The sequence below is a fragment of the Paenibacillus spongiae genome, from assembly GCF_024734895.1.
Taxonomy (GTDB): Bacteria; Bacillota; Bacilli; order Paenibacillales; family Paenibacillaceae; genus Paenibacillus_Z; species Paenibacillus_Z spongiae.
The window spans coordinates 102,222-125,059 of the sequence record NZ_CP091430.1 but is presented as its reverse complement, the minus strand read 5'-3'; the positions used below and the strand labels follow the sequence as shown (position 1 = coordinate 125,059).

18 protein-coding genes and 1 tRNA gene are annotated in these 22,838 nt (G+C 52.6%); 9 read left to right on the top strand and 10 right to left on the bottom strand.

The features are described 5' to 3' along the window. Positions 1 to 4 precede the first annotated feature (4 nt). Together L1F29_RS00590 and L1F29_RS00585 are read left to right on the top strand one after the other, a co-directional pair. The gene (locus tag L1F29_RS00590) at positions 5 to 931 is read left to right on the top strand and encodes an ArsR/SmtB family transcription factor (RefSeq protein WP_258386488.1); all 927 of its coding nucleotides are present in this window, start codon (positions 5 to 7) and stop codon (positions 929 to 931) included. 124 nt (positions 932 to 1,055) lie between these two features. Then, positions 1,056 to 2,168, top strand: coding sequence for a metallophosphoesterase (locus L1F29_RS00585; protein ID WP_258386487.1), 1,113 nt, complete (start codon positions 1,056 to 1,058; stop codon positions 2,166 to 2,168). 624 nt (positions 2,169 to 2,792) lie between these two features. On the opposite strand, the gene L1F29_RS00580 is transcribed toward L1F29_RS00585, so the two are convergent. After that, positions 2,793 to 3,632: a sulfurtransferase gene (locus L1F29_RS00580; protein ID WP_258386486.1), complete on the bottom strand. Its 840-nt coding sequence runs from the start codon at positions 3,630 to 3,632 to the stop codon at positions 2,793 to 2,795. 163 nt (positions 3,633 to 3,795) lie between these two features. Here L1F29_RS00580 and L1F29_RS00575 point away from each other — a divergent pair, with 163 nt between their 5' ends. Both L1F29_RS00575 and L1F29_RS00570 read left to right on the top strand, forming a co-directional pair. Beyond that, a complete protein-coding gene (locus tag L1F29_RS00575; RefSeq protein ID WP_258386485.1) occupies positions 3,796 to 4,320 on the top strand; it encodes a GNAT family N-acetyltransferase in 525 nt (174 codons plus the stop codon). Positions 4,321 to 4,446: 126 nt separating this feature from the next. Further along, the gene (locus L1F29_RS00570) at positions 4,447 to 4,647 is read left to right on the top strand and encodes a DUF378 domain-containing protein (protein WP_258386484.1); all 201 of its coding nucleotides are present in this window, start codon (positions 4,447 to 4,449) and stop codon (positions 4,645 to 4,647) included. A gap of 147 nt (positions 4,648 to 4,794) precedes the next feature. Here L1F29_RS00570 and L1F29_RS00565 read toward each other — a convergent pair whose 3' ends face one another. The 3 genes from L1F29_RS00565 to L1F29_RS00555 form a co-directional block, all read right to left on the bottom strand. Beyond that, the gene (locus L1F29_RS00565) at positions 4,795 to 6,357 is read right to left on the bottom strand and encodes an acetamidase/formamidase family protein (protein WP_258386483.1); all 1,563 of its coding nucleotides are present in this window, start codon (positions 6,355 to 6,357) and stop codon (positions 4,795 to 4,797) included. Positions 6,358 to 6,688: 331 nt separating this feature from the next. After that, on the bottom strand, positions 6,689 to 6,991 hold the full coding sequence (locus tag L1F29_RS00560) for a 4a-hydroxytetrahydrobiopterin dehydratase (protein ID WP_258386482.1): 303 nt from the start codon (positions 6,989 to 6,991) through the stop codon (positions 6,689 to 6,691). A 20-nt stretch (positions 6,992 to 7,011) separates the two neighbouring features. Then, a complete protein-coding gene (locus L1F29_RS00555; protein WP_258386481.1) occupies positions 7,012 to 7,305 on the bottom strand; it encodes a hypothetical protein in 294 nt (97 codons plus the stop codon). Positions 7,306 to 7,635: 330 nt separating this feature from the next. On the opposite strand from L1F29_RS00555, the gene motA reads away from it, so the two are divergent. Both motA and motB read left to right on the top strand, forming a co-directional pair. Further along, positions 7,636 to 8,436: a flagellar motor stator protein MotA gene (gene motA, locus L1F29_RS00550; protein WP_258386480.1), complete on the top strand. Its 801-nt coding sequence runs from the start codon at positions 7,636 to 7,638 to the stop codon at positions 8,434 to 8,436. Next, the gene (gene motB, locus L1F29_RS00545; RefSeq protein WP_258386479.1) at positions 8,420 to 9,235 is read left to right on the top strand and encodes a flagellar motor protein MotB; all 816 of its coding nucleotides are present in this window, start codon (positions 8,420 to 8,422) and stop codon (positions 9,233 to 9,235) included. The genes motA and motB overlap by 17 nt, the downstream gene beginning before the upstream one ends. Before the next feature lie 178 nt (positions 9,236 to 9,413). Here the strand turns inward: motB and L1F29_RS00540 are convergent, their stop codons facing one another. The 3 genes from L1F29_RS00540 to L1F29_RS00530 are packed head-to-tail and all read right to left on the bottom strand — an operon-like array spanning position 9,414 to position 13,152. Continuing rightward, the gene (locus tag L1F29_RS00540) at positions 9,414 to 10,109 is read right to left on the bottom strand and encodes a pseudouridine synthase (protein ID WP_258386478.1); all 696 of its coding nucleotides are present in this window, start codon (positions 10,107 to 10,109) and stop codon (positions 9,414 to 9,416) included. A gap of 7 nt (positions 10,110 to 10,116) precedes the next feature. Further along, positions 10,117 to 10,848, bottom strand: a complete 732-nt coding sequence (locus L1F29_RS00535) for an NAD(P)H-binding protein (RefSeq protein ID WP_258386477.1) — start codon at positions 10,846 to 10,848, stop codon at positions 10,117 to 10,119. A gap of 21 nt (positions 10,849 to 10,869) precedes the next feature. Then, positions 10,870 to 13,152, bottom strand: coding sequence for a sensor histidine kinase (locus L1F29_RS00530; protein ID WP_258386476.1), 2,283 nt, complete (start codon positions 13,150 to 13,152; stop codon positions 10,870 to 10,872). 337 nt (positions 13,153 to 13,489) lie between these two features. Between L1F29_RS00530 and tadA the strand changes: the two genes are divergently transcribed. After that, the gene (tadA, locus tag L1F29_RS00525; protein ID WP_309252367.1) at positions 13,490 to 13,960 is read left to right on the top strand and encodes a tRNA adenosine(34) deaminase TadA; all 471 of its coding nucleotides are present in this window, start codon (positions 13,490 to 13,492) and stop codon (positions 13,958 to 13,960) included. 11 nt (positions 13,961 to 13,971) lie between these two features. On the opposite strand, the gene L1F29_RS00520 is transcribed toward tadA, so the two are convergent. Continuing rightward, positions 13,972 to 14,178 (bottom strand): aspartyl-phosphate phosphatase Spo0E family protein, encoded by a 207-nt coding sequence (locus L1F29_RS00520; protein WP_258386475.1) that lies wholly within the window; start codon positions 14,176 to 14,178, stop codon positions 13,972 to 13,974. Between the two features lie 299 nt (positions 14,179 to 14,477). Here L1F29_RS00520 and L1F29_RS00515 point away from each other — a divergent pair. Further along, a tRNA-Arg gene (locus L1F29_RS00515) sits at positions 14,478 to 14,554 on the top strand. Between the two features lie 466 nt (positions 14,555 to 15,020). Continuing rightward, positions 15,021 to 15,857: an AraC family transcriptional regulator gene (locus tag L1F29_RS00510; protein WP_258389560.1), complete on the top strand. Its 837-nt coding sequence runs from the start codon at positions 15,021 to 15,023 to the stop codon at positions 15,855 to 15,857. A gap of 86 nt (positions 15,858 to 15,943) precedes the next feature. On the opposite strand, the gene L1F29_RS00505 is transcribed toward L1F29_RS00510, so the two are convergent. Together L1F29_RS00505 and L1F29_RS00500 are read right to left on the bottom strand one after the other, a co-directional pair. Continuing rightward, a complete protein-coding gene (locus L1F29_RS00505) occupies positions 15,944 to 16,981 on the bottom strand; it encodes a Gfo/Idh/MocA family protein (protein WP_258386474.1) in 1,038 nt (345 codons plus the stop codon). A gap of 276 nt (positions 16,982 to 17,257) precedes the next feature. Further along, entirely contained in the window at positions 17,258 to 22,810 is a 5,553-nt protein-coding gene (locus tag L1F29_RS00500; RefSeq protein WP_258386473.1) for a sugar-binding protein, read from the bottom strand. Positions 22,811 to 22,838 lie beyond the last annotated feature (28 nt).

Here is a 22,838-nt window from a genome sequence, read left to right as displayed (position 1 = left end):
GGAGTTGGTTACCATTCGTTATCTCTCTACTGACGACAAATCATTGCTTGTCTATGAAGCGCTCTCTTCCAGGCCGCGCCTGGATATACTCGATATGCTCGCCACGCGGGCAATGAGCGTGAAGGAAATCGCCGAAGCGCTGTCGTTCTCGTCCGCAACCGTTACCATCCATATTCGAAAGCTTGAAGAATCGGGATTGATCGTATGTACGCATGCTCCGGGCAAGCACGGACGGCAGAAGCTGTGCAGGCTTGCAGTGGAATCCTTTCAAGGCGGCTTCCGAGCTCGCACCGGGAATCGGCGGGACGCCCTGTCGTGTTCCATACGCATCGGACATTACACCGATTATTCCGTCAAGCCTACATGCGGACTCGCGATGCAGTCCTCCTTTATCGGACAGCTTGACGATCCCCGATATTTCTCCGACCCGCAGCGCTTCGACGCCGACGTGCTTTGGTTCGCCGAAGGATACGTCGAATACCGGATTCCGAATTACCTATTGCCTGGACAGCGGCTTACCCGGATCGACATCTCCATGGAGCTTTGCTCGGAAGCGCCTGGCAGCAACGAGAATTGGCCGTCCGATATTTCCTTCGAGCTCGGCGGCAGGCAGCTTGGCATATGGACGTGCCCCGGCGACTTTGGCGACAGAAGAGGCCTCCTCAATCCGGATTGGTGGCCGGACACGAATAAAACCCAATACGGTCTGCTCAAAATCTTATCGGTGACGGAGGATGGCAGCTTCATCGACGGCATCAAGCTGTCGGATACGGCAATCCGCGACATACAGCCCCTATTTGGCCACGATATGCCGTTTCGCATCGCCGTTCGACCAGATGCCGACAATGTCGGCGGCTTGACGCTGTTTGGCCAAGGCTTCGGCAACTACAATCAGAACATTGAGGTCATCTTCCAAGTCGCTTCGCCATAATGCGGATACATAGAGCAATAGCCCTCATCTTGAAATACAAGGCGAGAGCTAACCCGTCATGGGGTTCTTACGTATAGAATGAAACTGAAAGGTATAGTAGAAGGAGCTTATTAAGGAGGGCAACATGTTTATCGTCATCGGTCTCGTATTTATCGTCCTGTATGCCTTAATCGTATTTTATATTGGATGGAGCGGTTGGACGTGGATTAAGCCGGCCGTATCGCGCAGGTTTCGGCTGTTCTATATTATGGCCGTCGTCTTTTTGGCGAGCTCTCTCATTCTTTCCAGAGTTGTTGCGGGCTCCACCGTTTTAAGCGTTATCGGCGGCTATTGGCTGGCCCTGTTCAGCTTATTGGCCATGCTGCTGCCGCTCGTTCACCTCATCGTTTGGTTAACGAAGCTGACACGGCTGCCTCGTCATTCCGTCCAGAAGTGGTCGGGAATCTCCACTTTGATCCTGCTGGCCATTCTGATCGGTTATGGAAGCTTCAATGCTTATAGTCCGACCGTGCGTTCCTATGACATCCCTATCGACCAAGAAGGCCCCGAGAACGGCGAGCTTCATATCGTGATGGCGTCCGATATGCATTTTGGCTATTTATCGGGAAGAAGCCATGCGCAGCGGATGGTTATGGAGATAAACGCATTGAAGCCGGATATCGTCCTGCTCCCCGGCGATATTGTGGATGATGATATTATCCCTTACAAAGACAAGGGCATTGGCGATGTTTTATCGAGGATCGAAGCGCCTCTCGGCGTTTTCGCTTCGTTAGGCAACCATGACCGGTTCAAGGGCGAGACGGAGGAATTGATCGGTCTTCTCGAGGAGAGCGGGATCAACGTGCTGTATGACGAGACGATTGAGGTTGGAGGCTGGCTGACGCTGATCGGGCGGAAGGATTACAGCGATAAGGAGAGAGCGGAGCTGGTCCATTTGACGAAAAACATCGATCGCACGGGACCGGTGTTCATGCTGGAGCATCAACCGGTCGAATTGGACATCGCGAAGGAGCAAGGCATCGACTTGATGGTATCTGGCCATACGCATTATGGACAAATCGCGCCCGGCAATTTGGTAACCGGCATGTTGTTCGAGAATGATTGGGGCCACTTGCAGAAAGGGCAGCTTTATTCCATCGTATCTTCCGGCTACGGCTTCTGGGGCCCTCCGATCCGGATCGGATCGCGGGCGGAGATCGTGTCCATTCATGTCCGTTTCTCCAATTCGGAAAGTTAGTGCAGAAGGGCCAACGCGGATGTACCCGGGTTGACCCTTTCTGTATACACGTGGATGAGATGCTTTCCTCGGGTCCTTGTTTGTAAGCTGTTTAACAAAAACTCCGAAGAGGGCCGCAACTACTCGCCCCTCGGCAACCTGTCACAGCCCCCCAAACCCGCGTCCGACGCGGATTCTCAGTTCTTACTCTTCTCCTGTCGCAATCGGATTCTCACTGTAAGAAATCCAATCGCTCCAGCTGTAGATTCTGTCCTGAAAATGGTTACAGGCGTGAGAGATATGGCTCTGTACCGAACGTCCCGACCCACTAGCCTTATTTTATCGCCACTCATGATTGTTGAGGTGTATCGTTCCTGTCGCCAAGGCCCAAAGCTTGCGTTTCTGCACGCCAGCGTTACTGGTTCTCGGAGCATGCGAGGATGCTGGTGCCTGTTAGGTCTGTACGGTACACCAAGCCAAGCCGAACAGAAGCCCAGTTCGCTCCAAGTCGGAGGGCGCATGAAAATGTTTTCAGAGCGCGAGCGTTGACCTCTTGTTGACTTCAGGGCATAAAAAAACATCGCCGGGGCGTGACGGCCACCTGACGATGTATTCACAATGTACATACTATTATGCCTTACTCGGCTATTCTTCTTCCCCTACCGCAACCGGATTCCCCTCATAACTAATCCAATCGCTCCAGCTTCCCGCATACAGTTTCACATTATAGAAGCCTGCTCGCATGAGCGCCAGCACGTTCGGGCAGGCGGTTACGCCCGAGCCGCAGTACACGATGATCTCTTTGGCATCCTGCAGATCGGCAAACCGCTCCTTCTGTTCATCGGCGCTCTTGAACAGCCCCTGATCGTCGATGCCTTCCTTCCAGAAGCGGTTAACCGCACCGGGAATATGGCCGGCAACCCGGTCGAGCGGCTCGACCTCGCCGCGGTAGCGCGGCGCTTCGCGCGAATCGACCAGCGCGATGCCCGGCGCACCCAGCTTCTCCTGAACATCGTATACCTCTGCAAGCATGCCATGCTGGACTTCGGCATAGAATGAAGCCGGAATGATCACGCGCTGCTCAGCGGTTACGGGGAAACCCGCTTCCTGCCAGGCAGGGAACCCGCCATCCATGACGGCTACCTTGTCATGCCCCAAATAGCGAAGCAGCCACCACAGCCGCGAAGCCATCGCTCCGCCCTGGCTGTCATACGCCACGACGCGGCTTTCATTGCTGATGCCCGCCTTGGCGAAGCGATGTGCCAGCGTCGCCGGGTCAGGCAGCGGATGCCGCCCGCCATGCTCGTCCAATTCCCCGGACAGATCCCTCTCCAGATCCAAATATACGGCTCCCGGAATATGCGATTCCTCGTAAGCTTGACGCCCCGCATCCGGCTGACCCATCATGAACCGGCAATCCACAATAACCAGATCCGGTTCGTACAGCCGTGCCAACGTCCACTTTGTGGACACGATTGCTTCCATTCTTATTTACCCCTTTCAAAGTTCGACCTACACAAGTCCGATTAATCCCGCTGCTGCCAGCGAAGCGCTCTTCCCCATTTTATCATGCTTGACCGTAATTTGTTATAATGGTGCACATCGTCATATCGGAACGTCCGCTCTACTCACACAGGAGGTTGACATCATGTCAGATAGCAAATACGCAGCCGCAGCACCTTACTCCGTCACGCCGCTCGACGAACGTCTGGCCGAACAGCTTTGCAGCTGGCGGTATGAGCCGCCGTTCGACTTTTATAACTGGTCCAGCTGGGCGGAGATGAAGCAGGAGGGCCGGGAATTCGGCGATCCTGTCATACGCGCGATGCAGTATGCAGCCGTCTTGGATGCTGGCGGAGACTTTGTCGGATTCGCGCAATTCTTCCCCCTTCTTGGCGTTACCCGATTAGGATTGGGTATGCGTCCCGATCTATGCGGCCAAGGCCAGGGCCATAGCTTCATAACCGCCATCGTTCAAGAGGCCCGGAGCAGAGCGCCCGGCGACGAGATCGACCTGGAGGTGCATGTGTGGAATGCGCGGGCGATTAAAGTATATAAGGACGCGGGATTTGTCATCACCGACACGTATGAACGGCATTCGACACAAGGAACGGCGCTCGTCCACTGTATGACCTACGAACCTCGGGACAACCGCACGAGAAACGATTCCTAATTCCGTACTATTCGACGGCTTTCCCGCATAACCCTGTAGGGAATAACGCATGCAAGCTGCATGAGCAGATGCCTGCGAGGGCCATGTTACACGCCCGCAGTACATTTACAGGGGAGGCGAACTTTAGTGAAGGCGTTGAACATCATCAGTTTGATTATCCTCATTCTCGGCGGCTTGAACTGGTTGGTTATCGGGATTTTCGAATGGAATCTGGTCGAAGAGTTATTCGACGGGTCGGATACGATCGGCGCCAAAATCGTCTATATTATCGTTGGCTTAGCTGCGCTATACGCACTGTCCTTCTTCTCCAAGGTTTCGGAGGAATAGCTCTAGTCAAGAAACATCAACAAGACAATCGCCCTTCATTTTGCCTCCTACAGGCATCATAAAGGGCGATTTTCTCGAATTGTATTACTAAGCATTATTAAGTGTTACCAACCTGAACCAGCCGGACAATCAAGCAACCCATCCTCTCTATTTGGCCGTCATCAGCTTTGCTTCAAAAATTTTCACGAAGTACTCCGATCCCATCACCGATCCTTCTTCAAGCCGAACGGGCGCGTATAGCTTTACCTTCTTGCCGTTGAAGCTCGCTTCCGCAGCCCCTGCCTTCAGTACAAGGGTATTGCTTCCATACGTAATCGCAGCCGTCTGCTCCGCGTTATTCCATTTGACCTTCGCGCCGAAACTCTCGAAACGGTCACGGAGCGTAACAAGCCTCGTCGCCTGCTCGTTAAACATGCCGCGGTCAATGGATGCATGCACCCCCCAGTTCCCGTCGACCACCTGCGTTATGCCGTAATCTACGGCAACCGACATGAGTGAATAGGCTTCATCCTCCGTCAGCCCCATGCCGTCCATGAGGAAACGTCTCGTTTTATAGGCAGCATCCTTCATTGCTTTATCGATGGATGAGTTCTTATAGATGGTTTGTTGGGCTTCTTCGCCAAGCTCGGATAAATAGTTCGCATAGCTGAAGCCATGGAGAACCCATTCCTTCTCCGTTTCGAGCAGCGGAAAGCTAAGACCGTCCAGCTTGGCGTCCAGCTGGTTCTTCTTATGCAGAATTACTTGGATATCTCCCGTGAGCGAGGTTTCGATCGCCGTTCCGTTCATCTCCGAATCCCCTTGAGCGGCATGCGGATCGCCGACCGACAGCAGCGCGCCGGGCACCGATACGGGATAGTACATCGTCGCTCCCTCTCCGATGCGCCAATCGTCAATGTTTCCTCCGAAATAGGAAGGCGGCACGGAGTCGACGACATCCGCTTCCTTCGGCGCCACGCCCATCGTACCGAAATGCAGTCGAACGGGAATTCGGACATCCTTCAATATATCCGTATTCTTCACGACCGTATCGTGGTCGACGACGACGCCGGGATAATCGATCGTATCATGAACCTTACCGTCCGGGTCGGTTTGAGGAGTCCAGGTATAGCTGTAAGCCGCTTTCGCATAATTGGCAGAGCCGTACGTCTCCATTTCGTAGATCGTGATCACTTCGCGAGTCTTCGGCTCCTCAACCATGTCTCCATAGAGGTAGCCCCAGTTAGCTGCAGCGTTAGAGCCGTACGTCTTGCCCTTGTGGGCCGGATTCCCGCTGGGACGCAGATTCAAATCCAGTATCCGCACCTCCAGGACATCGCCCGGCTCCGCCCCTTTGACTTCAATCGGCCCCGTCAGAATATGTACCCCGGGGGCGCGTTCGGATTCGTTCTTCTCTTCTTTTGTCCAATGAAAAATATCTTCGACCCCTGCATCCCCTTCAATCATCCGTTCGTAATCGTCGCCAGAGTGATGGGTCACGGCTTCTACGGTGATGATATCCCCGGAGTTAACGCTCAGAGCCGGCTTCCCTACCCCGATGTTGCCCCAGCGGACGTTATCCGCATTAGCCGGCAGACGATGGGTCTGAGGACGGTCAGACGAACTGCCGGCAGCTTCGACATATAACGGCGAGACGCTCATGGATTGCATGACTAAGCAGGATAACGTTGCGATGACCGCTAACTTGATTTTCTTCGTATTCTTCTTCATTCAGACATCCTCCCCTGATCACTGATTAGTATATGTTATATTATATAACATGTTTCTGCCAATATAACAGAGGTTTTTGTTGTATTCAATAGATTTCGTATGTGAAAATCGAAATTCCTTATGTTTTCATATCGAAAGTAACTTAATGCGTTAGATTTATAAACGTATCTGAACGCCAAAAAAAGCCGATCCCGGATACAATCCAAAATCGGCTTCCATTTTCGTCGACTTTATTTTATCTGCTTCGTCGGCAATCGGTATCGACAGCATTCGGCCCGAGACGAATGCGCCCTTGCATCTCCCCAGTCGACAGCAGCTGCCGTCGATCGAACTAAGACTCCGTTGTATACGCTTCATTATATCTGCGTGCAGAGACCATATCGAGCTCGGTTAATCCACCCGCGTGCCAGGATGTCAGCCTCAGCGTAACTTTCTTATAGTCAATGGAGATGAAGGGATGGTGAACCATCTCCTCGGCAATGGCCGCTACCCGGTTCACGAACGAGACCGCATCCGGAAACGTCTTAAACCGGTAGCTCCGGCGAATCCACTTCTCATCCTCGCGCTCCCATCCATCCAATGCGGCGATTGCCTCGTCCGCGGATGCCGGAGGCATCTTCTCCATTTTGCCCATCGTTCTTCCCCTCCCACAGGTTAAATTAAACGAATGATGCGGCTTTCCCTGCCGTCCACGGACACTTCGATACAATGATGCTTCTGCCGGTAGGCAACCATGCCGCCGCCTACTTTGATGATCGGCTCTACGCCGAGCCCATAGAACACATCGTCCGCGAGCGCCTCCATGACATCCATGCGCTCAGGCTCGGCCAACGCTTCCCACTCATCGGATTCCATATCGAAGAACCGGTACCCGTCATCGATCGACCCAATCGCTTCTTTCAATTCTTCCAATATATCTTTATACTCTCTAGCGTGCTTTACGCCCATTATGAACGGACCACCTTCGCTTGGATTTGTCCTTCTTTACAACTATTCTACACGAAATCCGCGGAAAATTAACATTACCCGCGTAAAACATCCATTTTGCTCTAATCTACGGCTCGTTTCTGTCGATAATTAATATAGAACAGAGTTGCCTTAAAAAACTGTTTATCTTGTCAGCTAGGAGTCTGCCCTGACGAAACCTTTCACCTCGTCGGACAGACTCCTAGACGCACCAGTTTTTGTCCCTCGGCAGACTCCTATCCGGGGTTAGCGGCCGAAGCGACCGCGGCTCACGGTTTATTACTATATTACTTCTGGACGAGGTGTGTCATTATGGAAAAATCTACTATCATTGGCTTAGTGCTTGGCGTTGCGGCCGTTCTGGTCGGAATGACGCTCAAAGGTGCCCCGATTTCGAATCTAGCCAATTCGGCTGCCTTTATGATCATTATCGTCGGAACCGCAGCTGCCTTGTTCATTGGCTTCCCGCTATCGGAGCTGGCGAAGTTTCCTCAATTAATTAAGATGATCTTCGTTCCGCAGAAGCTTATGCCGCGTCAGGAATTAATCCAGATGTTCACCCAATGGGCAACGATCACACGCCGCGAAGGCTTGCTTGCCTTAGAGACGCATGTCGACGAGATTGAAGACCGCTTCCTTCGCAACGGGATGCGGATGATTATTGACGGCAACGACCAGGACCTTGTACGCGACGTCCTGCTGGAGGATATCCATGCCACCGAAGACCGCCATCGCGCAGGCGCCCTTATTTTCACTCAGGCCGGCACTTACGCTCCTACTTTGGGGGTTCTGGGGGCCGTCGTCGGCCTGATCGCAGCGCTCTCCGATATGAGCGACATGACCAAGCTCGCACATGCTATCGCAGGTGCATTCGTCGCGACTTTGCTCGGTATCTTTACCGGTTACGTCTTGTGGCATCCGATCGCCAATAAGCTGAAGCGTCTCTCCAAGCGGGAAATCGATCTTCGACTCATGATGGTCGAAGGCTTGCTCTCGATCCAATCCGGCGTTTCGACCATTGCGATCAATCAGAAACTATCCGTCTTCCTGACCCCGACCGAAAGGTTGAAAATGAGCGAGAAGGGAGCGGAGGGCGTTGAGCAAAAAGCATAGAAGCGAACACCACGATGAGCATATTGACGAATCATGGCTTATTCCTTATGCCGACCTGCTGACGCTGCTGCTTGCATTGTTTATCGTACTGTATGCAATGAGCTCCGTTGATGCCAAAAAATTCGAAGATATGAGCAAGGCGTTCAATATCGCGTTCAATTCCGGCGTCAACGTTCTGGACAATACAACCATTATGGAAACCGGCAGGCAGATGGACGATGCGGATAAGAATAACCGCAAATCTTCCGACGAAGCCAAGAAGAAGGAAAATCGCGAAGCGCTGATGAAGCAAGAGCAGCAGGATCTCGAAGAACTGAAGAAGCAGCTGGACAAGTACATCCAGACCAATGGAATGACCACCCAGCTCGACACGAAACTTAATCAGTCTCAATTGATGATTACCATTAGCGACAACGCGTTGTTTGCTTCCGGCAGCGCCGTGGTGAAGCCCGAAGCCCGTGAATTGGCTGTCGCCATTTCGACCATGTTCGGCAAATATCCCGGCTATGAGATTGTCGTATCCGGTCATACGGATAACGAGCCTATTTCGACATCGGATTTCAAGTCGAATTGGGATCTGAGCTCGAGCCGCGCGATCCGCTTTATGGACATTCTACTGTCGAATAAGTCGCTTGACCCACGACTCTTCAGCGCGATCGGATACGGGGAGCATCGTCCTGTCGAATCGAACGATACAACGGCTGGACGAGCGAAGAACCGCCGCGTTGAAGTATCCATTATCCGCAAATTCGTCGACCCGGAGAATGCGGTATCCGTTCCGGCTACGCCGAAACAGTAGATGAAAGACGTGATAGAAGCATATATGCCCATTTTGCCGACAAAACATGCACGATCCGATAAATATGCGTGTCCGATAGTAGGTACGGGGCTATATAAACAGAAACAACGCCTTGGACTGCGCGTCTCAAGGCGTTGTCTTATTATTCCCTGGGAAATGGTCACCATTCGACACGATTCTAATGACTATCCAGGGTTGCAAACAGCTGCTTCAATTCATCGCGGTTCAAATCCCGCCACTTGCCGTAACCGAGACTGCCAAGCTCGATGTTCATAATCCGGACTCGGCGCAGCCGTCGGACGCTGTAGCCGAAAGCCGAGCACATGCGCCTGATTTGGCGATTGCGGCCTTCGGTTAGAATAATGCGGAAGACACGCTCGCCTTCCTGCTCCATGATGCAGGGCAATGTCATGCTGCCAAGCACGTGCACGCCCTCGCTCATCCCTTTCATGAAACGAGGCGTTATCGGTCGATCCACCGTGACGACATATTCCTTCTCATGACGTCCCTCCGACCGCAGAATCCGGTTTACGATATCCCCGTCATTGGTCAGCAGAATAAGCCCTTCCGAATCTTTATCCAGCCGTCCGATCGGAAAGATCCGCTCCGCATGGCCGACATAGTCCACAATATTGCCTTCCACATGCGACTCCGTCGTCGATGTAATCCCGACAGGCTTATTCAAGGCAATATAGACATGCCCCTTCTGTTCGCCAACCGGTTTGCCGTCGATACGGACATCATCGGTCAGCTCCGCCTGACTGCCAAGCTCCGCCACCTGGCCATTGATGGTGACGCGCCCGCTTTCGACGAGTTTATCTGCCTCGCGTCTAGAGCAATAACCGGTTTCGCTAATGAACTTATTGATTCTCAATACCCTTTCACCTCATACCTATTACAGCCGCCGAAGCAGCAATTTCATTACTGTCATACATTCGAACCCGATCCCGCTTGTTTAACAATTGCCCTTCAGCAGCGGCAGCGCGCATCGCGGCGGCAACCTGCTTGTCATGAATGGGACGATATTTGCGGAGAGGGCCGACCGTCAGCATGCTGAGCAATGGAGAGAGCAGCGTTGCTATTCGCTCGCCTGTCCGTAACTCCGTCCGATTCCCCAATAATAAGGAGGGCCGCAGCACATGCAGCTCCGGCAAACCGAGCCTGGACAGCTGCTGTTCCATCTCTCCCTTTACCCGGCTGTAGAAAATACGCGAAGATGCGTCCGCACCCATGGCGGAAACGACGATCATTTTCTTCACGCCCTTTCGCAGCGCCCACTCGCCCAGCATGACCGGGTAATCGTAGTCGACTCGCCGGAATGCTTCCTGCGTCTTCACCTTCTTGATCGTCGTGCCGATCGCACAGAATATGACCTCGGCCTCCACACCTGCCAGTGCCCGCTCCATCTGATCGAAGTCAGCCGTTATCACCCGCAGCTTTCCCTGCCCCACGACAGCCGCATCATCCGCAAGCGGACGGCGGGCAAGCACAGTTACCTGTATGCACTCTGCATCCGTTAGAAGCTGGCGAAGCAGCTCGCTGCCAACAAGACCCGTGGCGCCGACTAGCAATGCCCGATAGCCCTTGGATCCGCCGTTATCCCGCTTCCCCATGACCGTCCACCTGTCCTCTCCTTATTGTACAACATTCGAATGCTCTCGGCTTGCCGAGACTTCTATATGAGCCTGGCTCTCCTCCGTTAGCAGCGGCAGCGTAATCGTCACCACCGTTCCTTCGTTAACGCGGCTGTTAATATCCATCGTACCCTGGTGGCTTTGGATAATACGTTGGCTGACCATAATACCTAAACCTGTACCGGACTCCTTGCCGGTGAAGAACGGATCGCCGAGCTTCGGAATGATATCTTCGGGTATGCCGATTCCCTGGTCGGTAATGGCGATCGCGACGGATTGATTGCCCTTCCGCTCAATGTCGATCGTAATATGACCGCCCTCCGGCATGGCTTCAATCGCATTCTTCAGAATATTAATGAATACCTGCTTCAATTGATTGTCTTCACAGGAGATCCGGCACGATTCTTCCGTATAGGTCGTCACGAACTCAATGTCGCACAAATGAGCTTGGCTGTCCAGCAATGATATCACATCGTCCAGCACCAGGCGGACATCCTTCTCTTCGAAGCGTGTGACCTGCGGTTTCGCCAGAATGAGAAATTCGCCGACGATGAGATTGATCCGGTCCAGCTCGGACAACATGATACTGATGTGACGGCTATTGAGCTTGCCCGTTTCCAGCTGCAGCTGTAAGAATCCCCGAAGCGTCGTGAGCGGGTTGCGGATTTCATGCGCTACGCCGGCTGCAAGCTGTCCTACCGTCGTCAGCTTCTCGGAACGGCGCAGCAGCTCCTCCATTTTATTGCGGCTGGTCATATCCCGGGTAATGCTGGCGATGGCGCGGATCGCGCCATGCTTGTCGCGAATCGGCGATGTGGTAATGCTTACATCGATCCATTCGTTGTTCTTGGTTACCCGCACCGTTTCGCGCGACGAGAGCAGCTTACCCGCGATTAACCCCTCCATCGCCTCCCGTTCTTCCTCCAATAAGTGCTCGGGGACGAGCGGCAGAACATTCCCCAGCGCTTCGCTCGCCTGATAACCGAACAATTCCTCGAAGGCACGGTTCACTTGTGTAATCCGTCCGTCCAGATCGACGACATGAATCGCATCCGTCGTATGGTTTATGAAGGATTCCAGATATTCCTTCATCGAGCGGTTCTCCTCGAAGGCCAGCTTCAGCTTCGCCATGTAGATGCCCAGATTCTTCGACATGGCATTCACCCGCTGGGCCAACTGCCCCAGCTCATCCTTGCGGTTCACTTCAATGGAATTGTCGAATCGTCCGAACGAGACTTCATTCACCTTCCATAGTATAGAGCGTACGGGACGCATCAGAATATCGGACAGCCAGTAGCTGCAGAGTACCACGATGAGAAGCAGTCCGCCGGAGATAATCATTTGATTGACACGCTGATGTTTGATTAGCGCCAACATCGGTCCCTTGTCCATCACGACGCTAATGACATATGGATTCGGTTCATCAACGTACAGAAAGCTCTTGATGACATTCCGTCCGCCAAGCTCGGCTTCTTGAAATATTCTCTCGCCCGCAACGGCTCTGCGAATATGATCGAGATCGGCGGATACCTCCATGAAATCATAGGTACCGAACCCGATCGCCTTCTTGACGATCGGGTTACTAGCCGCACCTTCCAGATCGACATAGGTCAGGTCGAATCCCGTCACTTCCAGAATAGAAGGTTTATTCTCCTTCATCAGTTGAATATAAGCCGCCGGATTGTCCATCGGGTTATACGTGCTTGCCTGCAAATCTTGAAGACTGCAGCTAATGATATAGTTCTTGTTGCCGTCTATGTAGAAGCTCCGCTTCACCGTATAATTGGTATCCGAGACGACCGGCTCCACCGGTCCGGTCCAGAACGATTTCTCTGGCTGTGCATCTCCCGCACCCCGCTTTAACACTTGGTCCCATTTGCCCCATGATTGCGTGTTCATCCCAAGGTCCTCGATCCGGGTCGATCGCTTAACGATAAAGCCGTCCCCATCTCGGACAAGAAGGGCCAGCTGCGATACACCGGCTCGAGATGCCAGAAGGATGAGTTCCTCATTGGTTATCTCCTCAACCGATCCGCCAAGTTGTTTGGCAGCATGGATCGTCGCCGCACGCAGTTTATCCTCCAATGCCCGATCAAACAATTGGTCTCCCTTGTCATATTCGGCAACCGAAGCTGCAATCTGGCCGCTGACATGCATAAGGGTAGATTCCACATCGGACCGGAGGTTGACCCGCGTCGAATATTCGTTCAGAATCACATTAAGAACGAGTAAGGCGAACACGATGAGGGAAACCATAAAGGACAGTTTCGTTTTAACCGACATCTTACGACACACCCTTTTTTTAAACCGACTGATAGAATCTATTTGAATCATAACATATTTAGGAAAAAGTAAAAGGAATCTCTCATGTTTCCCACATTACAGGATGAAATTTGGTAATATTTTTTGCAAAACACCAAATAAATCATAAGTTATCCACGTTATTCACAGCCGTTTTGGATAAAATGTGAATAATTATGTGTACAAAAATGAGTTATCCACAATGTTGTACACAACGTGTTAACAACGAATATGTGTTCGCGGCATATTTCGAGTTTTTTTGCACTACGAATGTTGTCGAATACGAGATAGCAGCTTACTGGGGAAGGACGTCTGGAATATGAATTACTATCGTGAGGAAGATGAAGCTTGGATGCGGGAAGCCATGGCGGAAGCGATGAAAGCCGAAGCGATCGGGGAAGTTCCGATTGGCGCCATCATCGTGAAGGACGGGGAAATCATCGGGAGAGGGTATAACCTGCGCGAGACGACGCTTGATCCGACAGCACATGCCGAGATGATCGCGATACGCGAAGCCAGTAACCGGCTTGGAGCATGGCGTCTTCTCGATTGCACATTGTACGTAACGCTCGAGCCATGTCCGATGTGCGCAGGCGCGCTAGTACAAGGCCGCATGCATAAAGTGGTTTATGGTACGACGGACCCGAAGGCCGGCTGCGCGGGCACGTTAATGAACCTGCTTCAAGAGCCCCGCTTCAATCATGAAACAGAGCTGGTGAGCGGTGTCTTACAAGAAGAATGCGCCGCTCTTCTTACAAACTTCTTTCGTAAGCTTAGAGGGCGCACATAAATTGTGTTGCGTTATGACGGAGAAGGATACTGATCTGCTGATCGGATCCGATTCAGCTCTTCTTTCTGTAGCTGCTGCAAGGAAACAATCAGTTGATCGGCCGCTTCGCTAATAGCAAGCACTTCCGGGTCGGTCAGGCTGCCCCGCGCTTCCGCGGTTTCCAGCAGTTTTAAGCGAAGCGCATGCAGCTCGTCGAGTAGTTTAGTTTTGTCTTTCATGACGCCTCGGGAATCGCTCCTATCGCATCGAATGTTACAATCGGTAACAATTCCATTATACGCTTTACGGGCAGAGATTTTTGTAAAATCTTGTCGATAAGAACCCGAATTTTGCAAGTAAATTTTCGACAAATTTCTACATTCCACCTCCATTATCGTATTATGACAGTTGTTGACGATGTCAGATGACATGAGCCATTCATCATTCTTCCCTTCGGGGAATGCAACATGACGACTGTTAATCTGGCCTTATGGCGCTTGCACCGCTTCAGGCTTCATGCTATTATTATCCTTGCCACGCGCCCGTAGCTCAGCAGGATAGAGCGACAGTTTCCTAAACTGCAGGTCGTACGTTCGAATCGTATCGGGCGCGCCACATATCGATTAAAACCCCTTCCTGTGAACGGGTTTTTTTTTACGTTCAAATTCGATCGTGATTGCAGCGTCAAGAGTAGCGGCTCTCGTCAATTGCGGCTCCCGATCCTCCTCCCGCTTGCACCACGCACTCTTGCAGATACACTACCTCATGGAGGGCTTCTCCGTATTTCATACCTGAACCATAAGAATGAAATATTTGCATAAATTTCTATTTCATTAATTATCAAGGAAACGGGATGGATTGTAAACGACATTTCATCCGTTTGAATTCTCTTTTTTATACGACAAATTTCGACAGACTTTACTTTTCCATCTTTGATATAATTATAGATTTTTATATATTGGTTCTCCTGATTTCATCCTCGTAAACTCGTCTCGCGTTAAGCAGACATCACGTTATATAATGGTAGTGCATTTATCACCATAGAACGAAGAATCCAACATAAGGGAGATCGGCGCATTTGATGATGGATGACAAACGACGTTTGTGGAAAGAATTCATAAATGCTACGCGATTTCAGGTTTGGACGGCCGAATATACGAAAGTGTCGAGATCCTGGCGCGGTCTTGATTTCGTTCCGGATTTCAACCGTTTCTATCTCATCGAAGAGGGAGAGGGAATGGTTCGCATTGAGGATACCGAGCTGCATCCGGTCAAAGGCCAGCTTGTCTTCATGCCGGCCGGCGTCCGGCAAAGCTACTCCACGATCAGCGACCATACTTACAGCAAGTACTGGTGCCATTTCACCGCGACAGTCGGCGATCTTCGCCTGTTTGACGTGATGGATACGCCAAACTTGCTTACCATCAAGGACCCTGCGGCCTGGAACCATTGGGTATCCCTGTTCCAGACTTTAATTGAAGCGATGGACAGCCATCAGCTGTCCGCCGGATTCCGCATGAATGCCGTTATGATGGAAATGATGGCCAGCTTTGTCGAGCAAGCCGAAGATGTCACATTCAATCGTTCCTCCACGATTGTCGACAAGATGTATACGGTATTGCGTTATATGGAGCAGCGGCTCTCCGAGCATATGACGATCGAAGAACTGGCCGGGCTGGTTCATTATCACCCCAACTACTTCATTCAGGTGTTCAAGCAGTTCACCGGCCGTACGCCCGTCCAATATTTGAATGCCATGCGCGTAGAGCGTGCGAAGCACTGGCTGTCGGCAACACCGATGACCGTCTCCGATGTCGCGGAGAAGGTGGGCATGACGCTGTTCTATTTCTCCCGATTGTTCCGTGACCATACCGGCTTCACGCCATCCGCATACCGCCAGATGAACAAGCCCCAATAAGGCTTGGCAATCGGCTTGAACGGATATAAAAGAAGGCTTTTTACGACCTGGATACACGGCGTAAAAAGCCTGTTTATAATAAACGGTTAGTTTGCCCCGACTTGGCTGCGCCAATCGGGTACTTGGACGCTGCGGCCGCTGGCGATCGACTCGTCAATCGCGAAGCAAACCTCCATGGATTGCAGAGCATCCATGAAATCGCAGCGTGTCTTCGTGTTGCTGCGGATCGAGTTGATGAAGTCGTCGATCTCGTCGGCAAATGGATGGTGCGACACATCCCCGCTGTCCGGCAGGATGGTCGGAATCGTCGCGTAGTCAACTTGGCCCGGCAGCTTATGGCTGAACAGCTGGTTATTCAGAATAGCACCCTTCTCGCCCAACAGGTGTACATTGAACTTGTAAGGTGTTTTGCATTCCAAGGATGAGGATACCTTGCCAATGCCGCCGCTCTTCAATTTGAAAATGGCAATCGCATTGGCGTCGAACTCATAGTCGCTATCCGCCCACGTCCGGCAGCCATAAGCGGTTACCTCTTCAATATCGCCGGCAAAATATCGGACGGCGTCTACGGCATGGCAGCCGGCCGACAGCATGCTGCTGCCGCCGAGCGCCTTGCTCTTGCTCCAGCGGTATTGGGGATATTGCGGACCGACATGATGCCAATAGTCAATCTGAGCCATAAACACGCGGCCGATCGCATCATCCTCTATGAGAGCCTTCGTGCTCCGGAATGACGGATTCCAGCGAAGCACGAATCCGGCTACTGTCTTGATTGCCGCGGACTCGATAGCATCGGCCATCTCCAGCAGAGCCGTACGATTCATCGCAAGCGGCTTCTCCAGCACGATATGCTTGTCGTGACGGGCAGCCAGAACCGTCTGCTCGGGGCGGAGCTCTGGCGTCGAGCATAGGACGACCGCATCGACATTAGGGTCCTGTACCGCATCCTCATAACGCTCGAACACACGCGCATCGATCGACAATTCCGCGAGCCGCTGCCGGGCGCGCTCCGCACTTTGGCTGACCACACCGTAAACCTCCGCATCCTTCCGGGCTTGAATCGCTTTCAAATACTCACCGGCTACCCAACCGGTACCTGCGACGACAAACCGTAAGATTGACATTGTTATCCCTCCATTCACCTTGTCAACACAACCGCCAACATGGATCCTGCCCCGTTCAACAAGCCAACGCTCTCCCTCTGACGGAATACAACTCTGATGCGTCGATTATCAGCTGCGAGAACCGGTGCCCATTAACAGTATTCGAAACCGTTCGATCCAATTCCTGCGTTAAACGAACATTTTTTTCAATTTATCCGCTTCGCCCACATCCCCTGCTGTTGCTGACGGTAAAAAACAAGGGCTCTGGAATGGATCCAGAGCCCTGCCGCATCATGATTAGAGCAGCCCGGCGGCTTTCATCAAATTATAGACAGCCTTCGCGCATTCCGCTCTTGTTGCATTGTCGTTGGGCGCGAACCTCTCACCCGCTTGACCGATCATCAGACCCTGGATGGCTGCCTTATGAATCGACTCCTCCGCCCAAGGCGAGATTTGGTTTTGATCCGCATAGACCGCAGCCTGATCGCCGGCAGATCGTTCCTTCCCTTCAATCAGCGATTCATAAGCCCTGACGAGCAAAACAGCCATTTCCTCCCGGGTTATCGAACCTTCCGGATGGAACGTATGTTCGTTAATCCCTTGGATGAGTCCCGCGCTGTACGCTGCGCTCAGCTGATCTTTATACCATGCGTTTTCCGGTACATCCGTGAACGGCAGTTCTCCGCCCTGCTCTGTCAAATTCAAGGCCCGAACCAGCAGCGTGACGAATTCCGCCCGCGTCGTCCGGTTTCCTGGTTTAAATTCTTCATCCGTAACGCCGGTCACAATATGTTTGGCCGATAAGAGCTGAAGCGTGCGATAGGCCCAGTGGCCGCTCGGCACGTCGGCAAACCGCTTGCTGTAGGAGAGCACGGCATACCGGCTCAGATGATCCAGCCGCACCTCGACCAAGCCGTCCTTGGCATTGACCTTGCCGCCCACGTACTCCCACCGTTGGGTCGCTTCATTATAATGATAGATGCCCAATAAGCCTTCATCGGCACCATTCGAGCGATAGGGCAGCTCGAGCTTAACCCCGCCTGCCGCCTGACTGAGCGGGATTTCCTTGCCATCGGCCGTCTTTAACACCATATGAATATCGTACGCCTGACTGGCCAGCTGCAGACGTCCCGCTCCTGCACCCGCAGATGGATTCACTTCCGAATCGTCCACCGGAACAATGGATAGGCGGATAACGGCCTTCTCGCTGTCAGACTGTGCGATCAAGTCCTTCCATACCGCCGGATCAATCGTAATCACCGCTCCGCCTGCTTCCACTCGGACCGGATTCCCCAGCAGCTTGGCAATAGGGATAGAAACCGTCGTCCGGTCTGCTTCCATTGTCACGATCGCGGTGCCGTTCTCAATACGGACAGCTGCTTCCGTATTCTTCTCTTCGGTTGGTCCCGTTACCGTCCCTGTGACCGTCCCCGGATAATAAGTTCCCGGATCTGTCGTCTGCCCGCCGATCGTAATGATCGCATACCCTTGGACGCCCGAACCGTCCTGCGCGGTCGCTACAACCCTTACCTTGCCGTTCTTCTTTGCGCCGAGCAGACCGGCAGGCGTAATCACCGCCAGATCCGTCGCGGAACGGCCGTCCTCGCTGAACACCGCCCACGACACGGTTTTCACATCCGCATTCGCAGGCGTTACGGCTGCCTCCATCTGCAGCGTCCCGTTCTTCTGGGCGATCGTGCCGGCATTACCCGCCCCCGTTACCGCAATAGCAGCCACAGGCACCGGTTCCGGCATGCTGCTCCGCAGCTGGAAGGCCAGATAATTAGCCGTATTCGACACGTCGCTGATCCCGTTCTCCGTTAATCCCAATACGGCCCCGCCTGACTCCTGATAAAAGTTGACATGGGAAGCAATGCCCATCCATTGTCCCTCTTCGGCCGTAATGCCGATCGCCTCCCAAGGGATGGCCATCTCGACCTGATAACCTTTATCCGTCTTAACGGTCTGGTGAACAATCCCTTGTTTATCGTCCTTGGCGGCGCCATTCAGATAGACCGTATCGTCTCCGAAGCGAATGGTATACTGCGGCGAGAACGCGTCGCGAGGTCCTTGAATAAATTTCCCGTCAATGAACAGCTCCACGCTAGTCTCTTCCCAGACCGGCTTTACTTTCGGCGCGTGCACCAGGCTGTCCGTCACATCGAACGCAGCGTATAGATGACTCGGACTCCAACGGAGGCCCAGCTTTGCCGCATTTTGCTTATCAACCGTGAATCCAAAAGTCTGCTGTCCGAGATTGTAGTCCAAATTCCAGAACGATTCATCCGGCTTGCCGTTGATGACAACCCGATCATCCGCAATGCTGTCCATAGCGTAGGTTACTTTTTCATTGACGAACACTCTGTCCGCCCAATGCTCCGAGGACGTGGCGTCGGCCGAAATATCCTGCGTCAAGCTCCTCTTGCCATGGCCGGCATCATTCACATGCATCGTAAAGCTGATGACGTCGCCATTAGATGGGCTGGTCCCGATTACGCGCCAAGGTATCGCGATTTTCATGGCGTAGCCGTCAGCCGTACGGTCGGACTGATGCAGAATACCGCCGGTCTGCTGATTGAGCAGCCCATAAGCATGGACTTGGTCGTCATCATACCGGAACACATACCTGACCGTATGCTCGTTATAGACTCCCTTTGCCCCGATGCCATCCAGATAGACCTCCACTGAATCATCGTCCCACGGGTCTGCAGCATTCCCGTTCACGACTTCATTGTCGGTCACATCGACACCAATATATAAATAAGTATCGTTGTATTTGAGATCGTAGGCGGCGTTAATTTCCGTATTCCCGGTTGTATAAGCCAGCTGTTTATCCAGCTTCCAGACGGCGCCGTCCAGTCTGCCGGACAAATCCGGAACGATAGGGGTATAGCGGATCTGGAAGGTCTTCATCGCCTCTTTATCGACGCCCATAAGGTGAACATCGCTGAAATAGAACGTGACCTCGGACGAACCTGATAACGTCCAGAACAGAATCGAGGCTATATTCTTCTTGTCGATCTGGCCAAGCTGTGCAAGCGGCAGCGCCAGATGATTGGCTCCCGGCAGAAGCGTTCCGATTTTGTGATCGGAAGGCTTGCCCTGCGCATCGAAAAATTTCGCGAACAGATTCATCGTCTGGCTCGAATCATTATATACATCGAGCTCTAACGAATCCGCTTCAGAGAAATCCTTCAACCCTGCGGCAACCGGCAGACGGATGCCTGGATAAGCCTCGCCTTCCAGATATGGAATCTTAACTTTCAGCGACTTGCCGCCGCCCGGAGCATGATCGTCGGATGTCCCTTCGATCGTAACCCTGTATTCCTTCACGATTCCCGCTAATGATTGCTCATCGCTGAAATTGTTGATCACGGTCTTCTTCATAATCGGCTCGATCGCCCGCGACTTGACGACCACCTGCTTCTTCACGGTCAGCTCCCGGCCATCCTTCTTCAGTACGACTGTAATTTCGTTCGTGCCCGGAACGACGCTAACGGCAGTCTTGTACTGATCAGCCGTCTCATTATCCGTAATGGTCTCTGCGGCAACCGCTTGACCGTCGACGGAAACCTCCGTGCCTTTGGCAGCATAAATCGTGATATCACGCTTCGACGCATCGGTGGCATGATTGCTAAGAAGGATGAGCGCCTTCGGATCTTGATCCAGCTGCTCGATCATATCAGCCACTTCGCTGCGTACCGACTGTAGCACATTAACATCTTTCGTGAAGGTTTTGACATCCGTGAACAGCCGATCGTAGTAAGGCTTCAAGATATCGTTCACTGTCACATTGACATTCAGGTTCTCGGCTGCCTGATTGATCTTTTGTTCTAGCAGCCATAAATATTCGTAATCTTGGTTGCCGTCCCGGATCGTCTGCAAGCGCAGTGTGGCGATTGGCCCGTTGATGCCGTATTTCGTACCCGGATACAGCAGATATCCGTCGCCATTCGCCCCTGGGAAAGCAAACGAATCATTCCATATATCGCGGTCGATATATTTGGTGCCGTCATATTTCTTGAAAATATTGACCGACCAGTACAGATTCCCTTCAATGCCGTACGAACGCTGCATCCAAGGCACGAGCCGGGCTCCGATAATATCGTCGTCGATATGATACGTCGGATAAGGGTTCTTGGGCGCGACGCACCCGTACCACCAGATATGGCCGCCATTCGCCTGATGCTCATGGGCCGCATGCAAATAGCTTTCGGTATTAAACTCATTGAATAACGGAGTGAACGTGTTCACCGCCGCACTCAATTCGGGGTTAATGCCTGTCGTAACCAGATGCCGCAGCGTCGGTTCGATCGCTTTGATCTGCTCACTCCGCTCGATCACCTTCGGAAACATGGCCGGAGTCGGTTCATCGATCTCGCCGCCCAAATAATAATACGCCTTGTCGAGCAGCCCTTTCGCCTTCAGATCCTTGATCAGCATGGCCGCTCTGCCGTTGACCGGGTCATCCAAGTCTCCAATCGTATAGGGCAGGTTATAGGCGGATACTCGCGGATCGTTAATATAAGGTTCTGCATCCTTGACGTATTGGACGTAATCGTCGGTGGGGATTGGCAGCGCAGTAGGCGTAACATGGTAGTCGAGCATGAATTCGTAATAATTCCGCATGAGCTCCCAGTACGCATCCGAGTTGTTGGCAATTCCGGGGTGGCCTGCAAGCAGCATATCGCCTCCCCAAATCGCAAATGCGGTTTCAGCGTGGTTTTCTTCCGGAATCGCAAAGTCTCTTACCCTTACTTCAACGGGAACGGCTTTCGTTTCCCCGTTGACGGTTAATGTAATCGTCCCTTGATAAATCCCGGCCGGCGTCGTCTCTTCCGTCTTGACGGTGAACCAGATCGACTGGTTCTGCCCTTGCTTGACGTTTACCTTGCCATGCACCGACATAAACGCATCAAGCGGAATCAGTGCATCCGGGTATTCGCCCGGTTGATAGGCGCCGTTGGAGTTCTTGTCGATTTTCACATAATGCTGGACTAAAATTTGCACGCTGCTGCTCGGGATAACGGCTTCCCCGGAAGTTAAATCCGATATAAAGGCACTTGTGATTTCCGCCCTTCCATCCTGTGCGGTGACAAACACTTGCCCGCTCTGGTATTCGCGCTTCGCCATATCCAGCTTCAGATCCGTCGATGCGAGCGGCTTCGCCGTCCGGGTCATATTCACCGTATTTGGACCCGTCCAGATCTGATAAGGCCCCAATTCCGGCTCCGGCTCGGCGGCAGCAGGCAGGAAGGAGGCGTCGTCAAAATAAACTTTGCCTGTTCCCCCGGCTACCATCAAGTAAATGACGACCTTGTTCGAGCCCGGCAGCGGAGTGAATCGATAGGTGAGCTGCTGCCAATCGCCCGTGATCTCCCCTTTTGCCAAAGGCTGGTTCTTGGAGCCGATCCATGTATCGCCTGTCACTTCGTTAATCTCATCGCCGTAGAAATCCATGTTGAGCATCGGCGTTCCGGTCATCGACTTGTCTTCTACCTTCAGCCAAGCCGAGAACACATACTCCTCCGAATCTTGAATCGACAGCTTCTCCAGCGCGATTATATTGGGCAGCCCGTCGCCTGTCGAATGATTGATGAACGCACTGTACGTTCCAGTACGGGCCTGCTCCGTGCTTATGCCGAAGTCAACGCCCCATTGACCGGCTGAATGCCCCCAGCCGACCGGCCTTCCATCGCTTACATTTTCGAATCCGGGATTTATAATCCAATTCTCCGGAGCAGCAGCTTCGGCCTTCGCCGCCTCTCCTCCGGCCATGTAGGGGATGATCAGGCAGACCATCAATATCCATATCATCCCGCTCTTAAACCGAGCAGACAACCTTGCCATCGGTACCCTCTCCTCATTCGATTATCGT

Bases quoted from the DNA above. Each gene is read 5' to 3' on its own strand.
- L1F29_RS00585 (WP_258386487.1), top strand. From the start codon at position 1,056: ATGTTTATCGTCATCGGTCTCGTATTTATCGTCCTGTATGCCTTAATC.
- L1F29_RS00580 (WP_258386486.1), bottom strand. From the start codon at position 3,632: ATGGAAGCAATCGTGTCCACAAAGTGGACGTTGGCACGGCTGTACGAA.
- L1F29_RS00575 (WP_258386485.1), top strand. From the start codon at position 3,796: ATGTCAGATAGCAAATACGCAGCCGCAGCACCTTACTCCGTCACGCCG.
- L1F29_RS00565 (WP_258386483.1), bottom strand. From the start codon at position 6,357: ATGAAGAAGAATACGAAGAAAATCAAGTTAGCGGTCATCGCAACGTTA.
- L1F29_RS00560 (WP_258386482.1), bottom strand. From the start codon at position 6,991: ATGGGCAAAATGGAGAAGATGCCTCCGGCATCCGCGGACGAGGCAATC.
- L1F29_RS00555 (WP_258386481.1), bottom strand. From the start codon at position 7,305: ATGGGCGTAAAGCACGCTAGAGAGTATAAAGATATATTGGAAGAATTG.
- motA (WP_258386480.1), top strand. From the start codon at position 7,636: ATGGAAAAATCTACTATCATTGGCTTAGTGCTTGGCGTTGCGGCCGTT.
- L1F29_RS00535 (WP_258386477.1), bottom strand. From the start codon at position 10,848: ATGGGGAAGCGGGATAACGGCGGATCCAAGGGCTATCGGGCATTGCTA.
- L1F29_RS00530 (WP_258386476.1), bottom strand. From the start codon at position 13,152: ATGTCGGTTAAAACGAAACTGTCCTTTATGGTTTCCCTCATCGTGTTC.
- tadA (WP_309252367.1), top strand. From the start codon at position 13,490: ATGAATTACTATCGTGAGGAAGATGAAGCTTGGATGCGGGAAGCCATG.
- L1F29_RS00520 (WP_258386475.1), bottom strand. From the start codon at position 14,178: ATGAAAGACAAAACTAAACTACTCGACGAGCTGCATGCGCTTCGCTTA.
- L1F29_RS00510 (WP_258389560.1), top strand. From the start codon at position 15,021: ATGATGGATGACAAACGACGTTTGTGGAAAGAATTCATAAATGCTACG.
- L1F29_RS00505 (WP_258386474.1), bottom strand. From the start codon at position 16,981: ATGTCAATCTTACGGTTTGTCGTCGCAGGTACCGGTTGGGTAGCCGGT.
- L1F29_RS00500 (WP_258386473.1), bottom strand. From the start codon at position 22,810: ATGGCAAGGTTGTCTGCTCGGTTTAAGAGCGGGATGATATGGATATTG.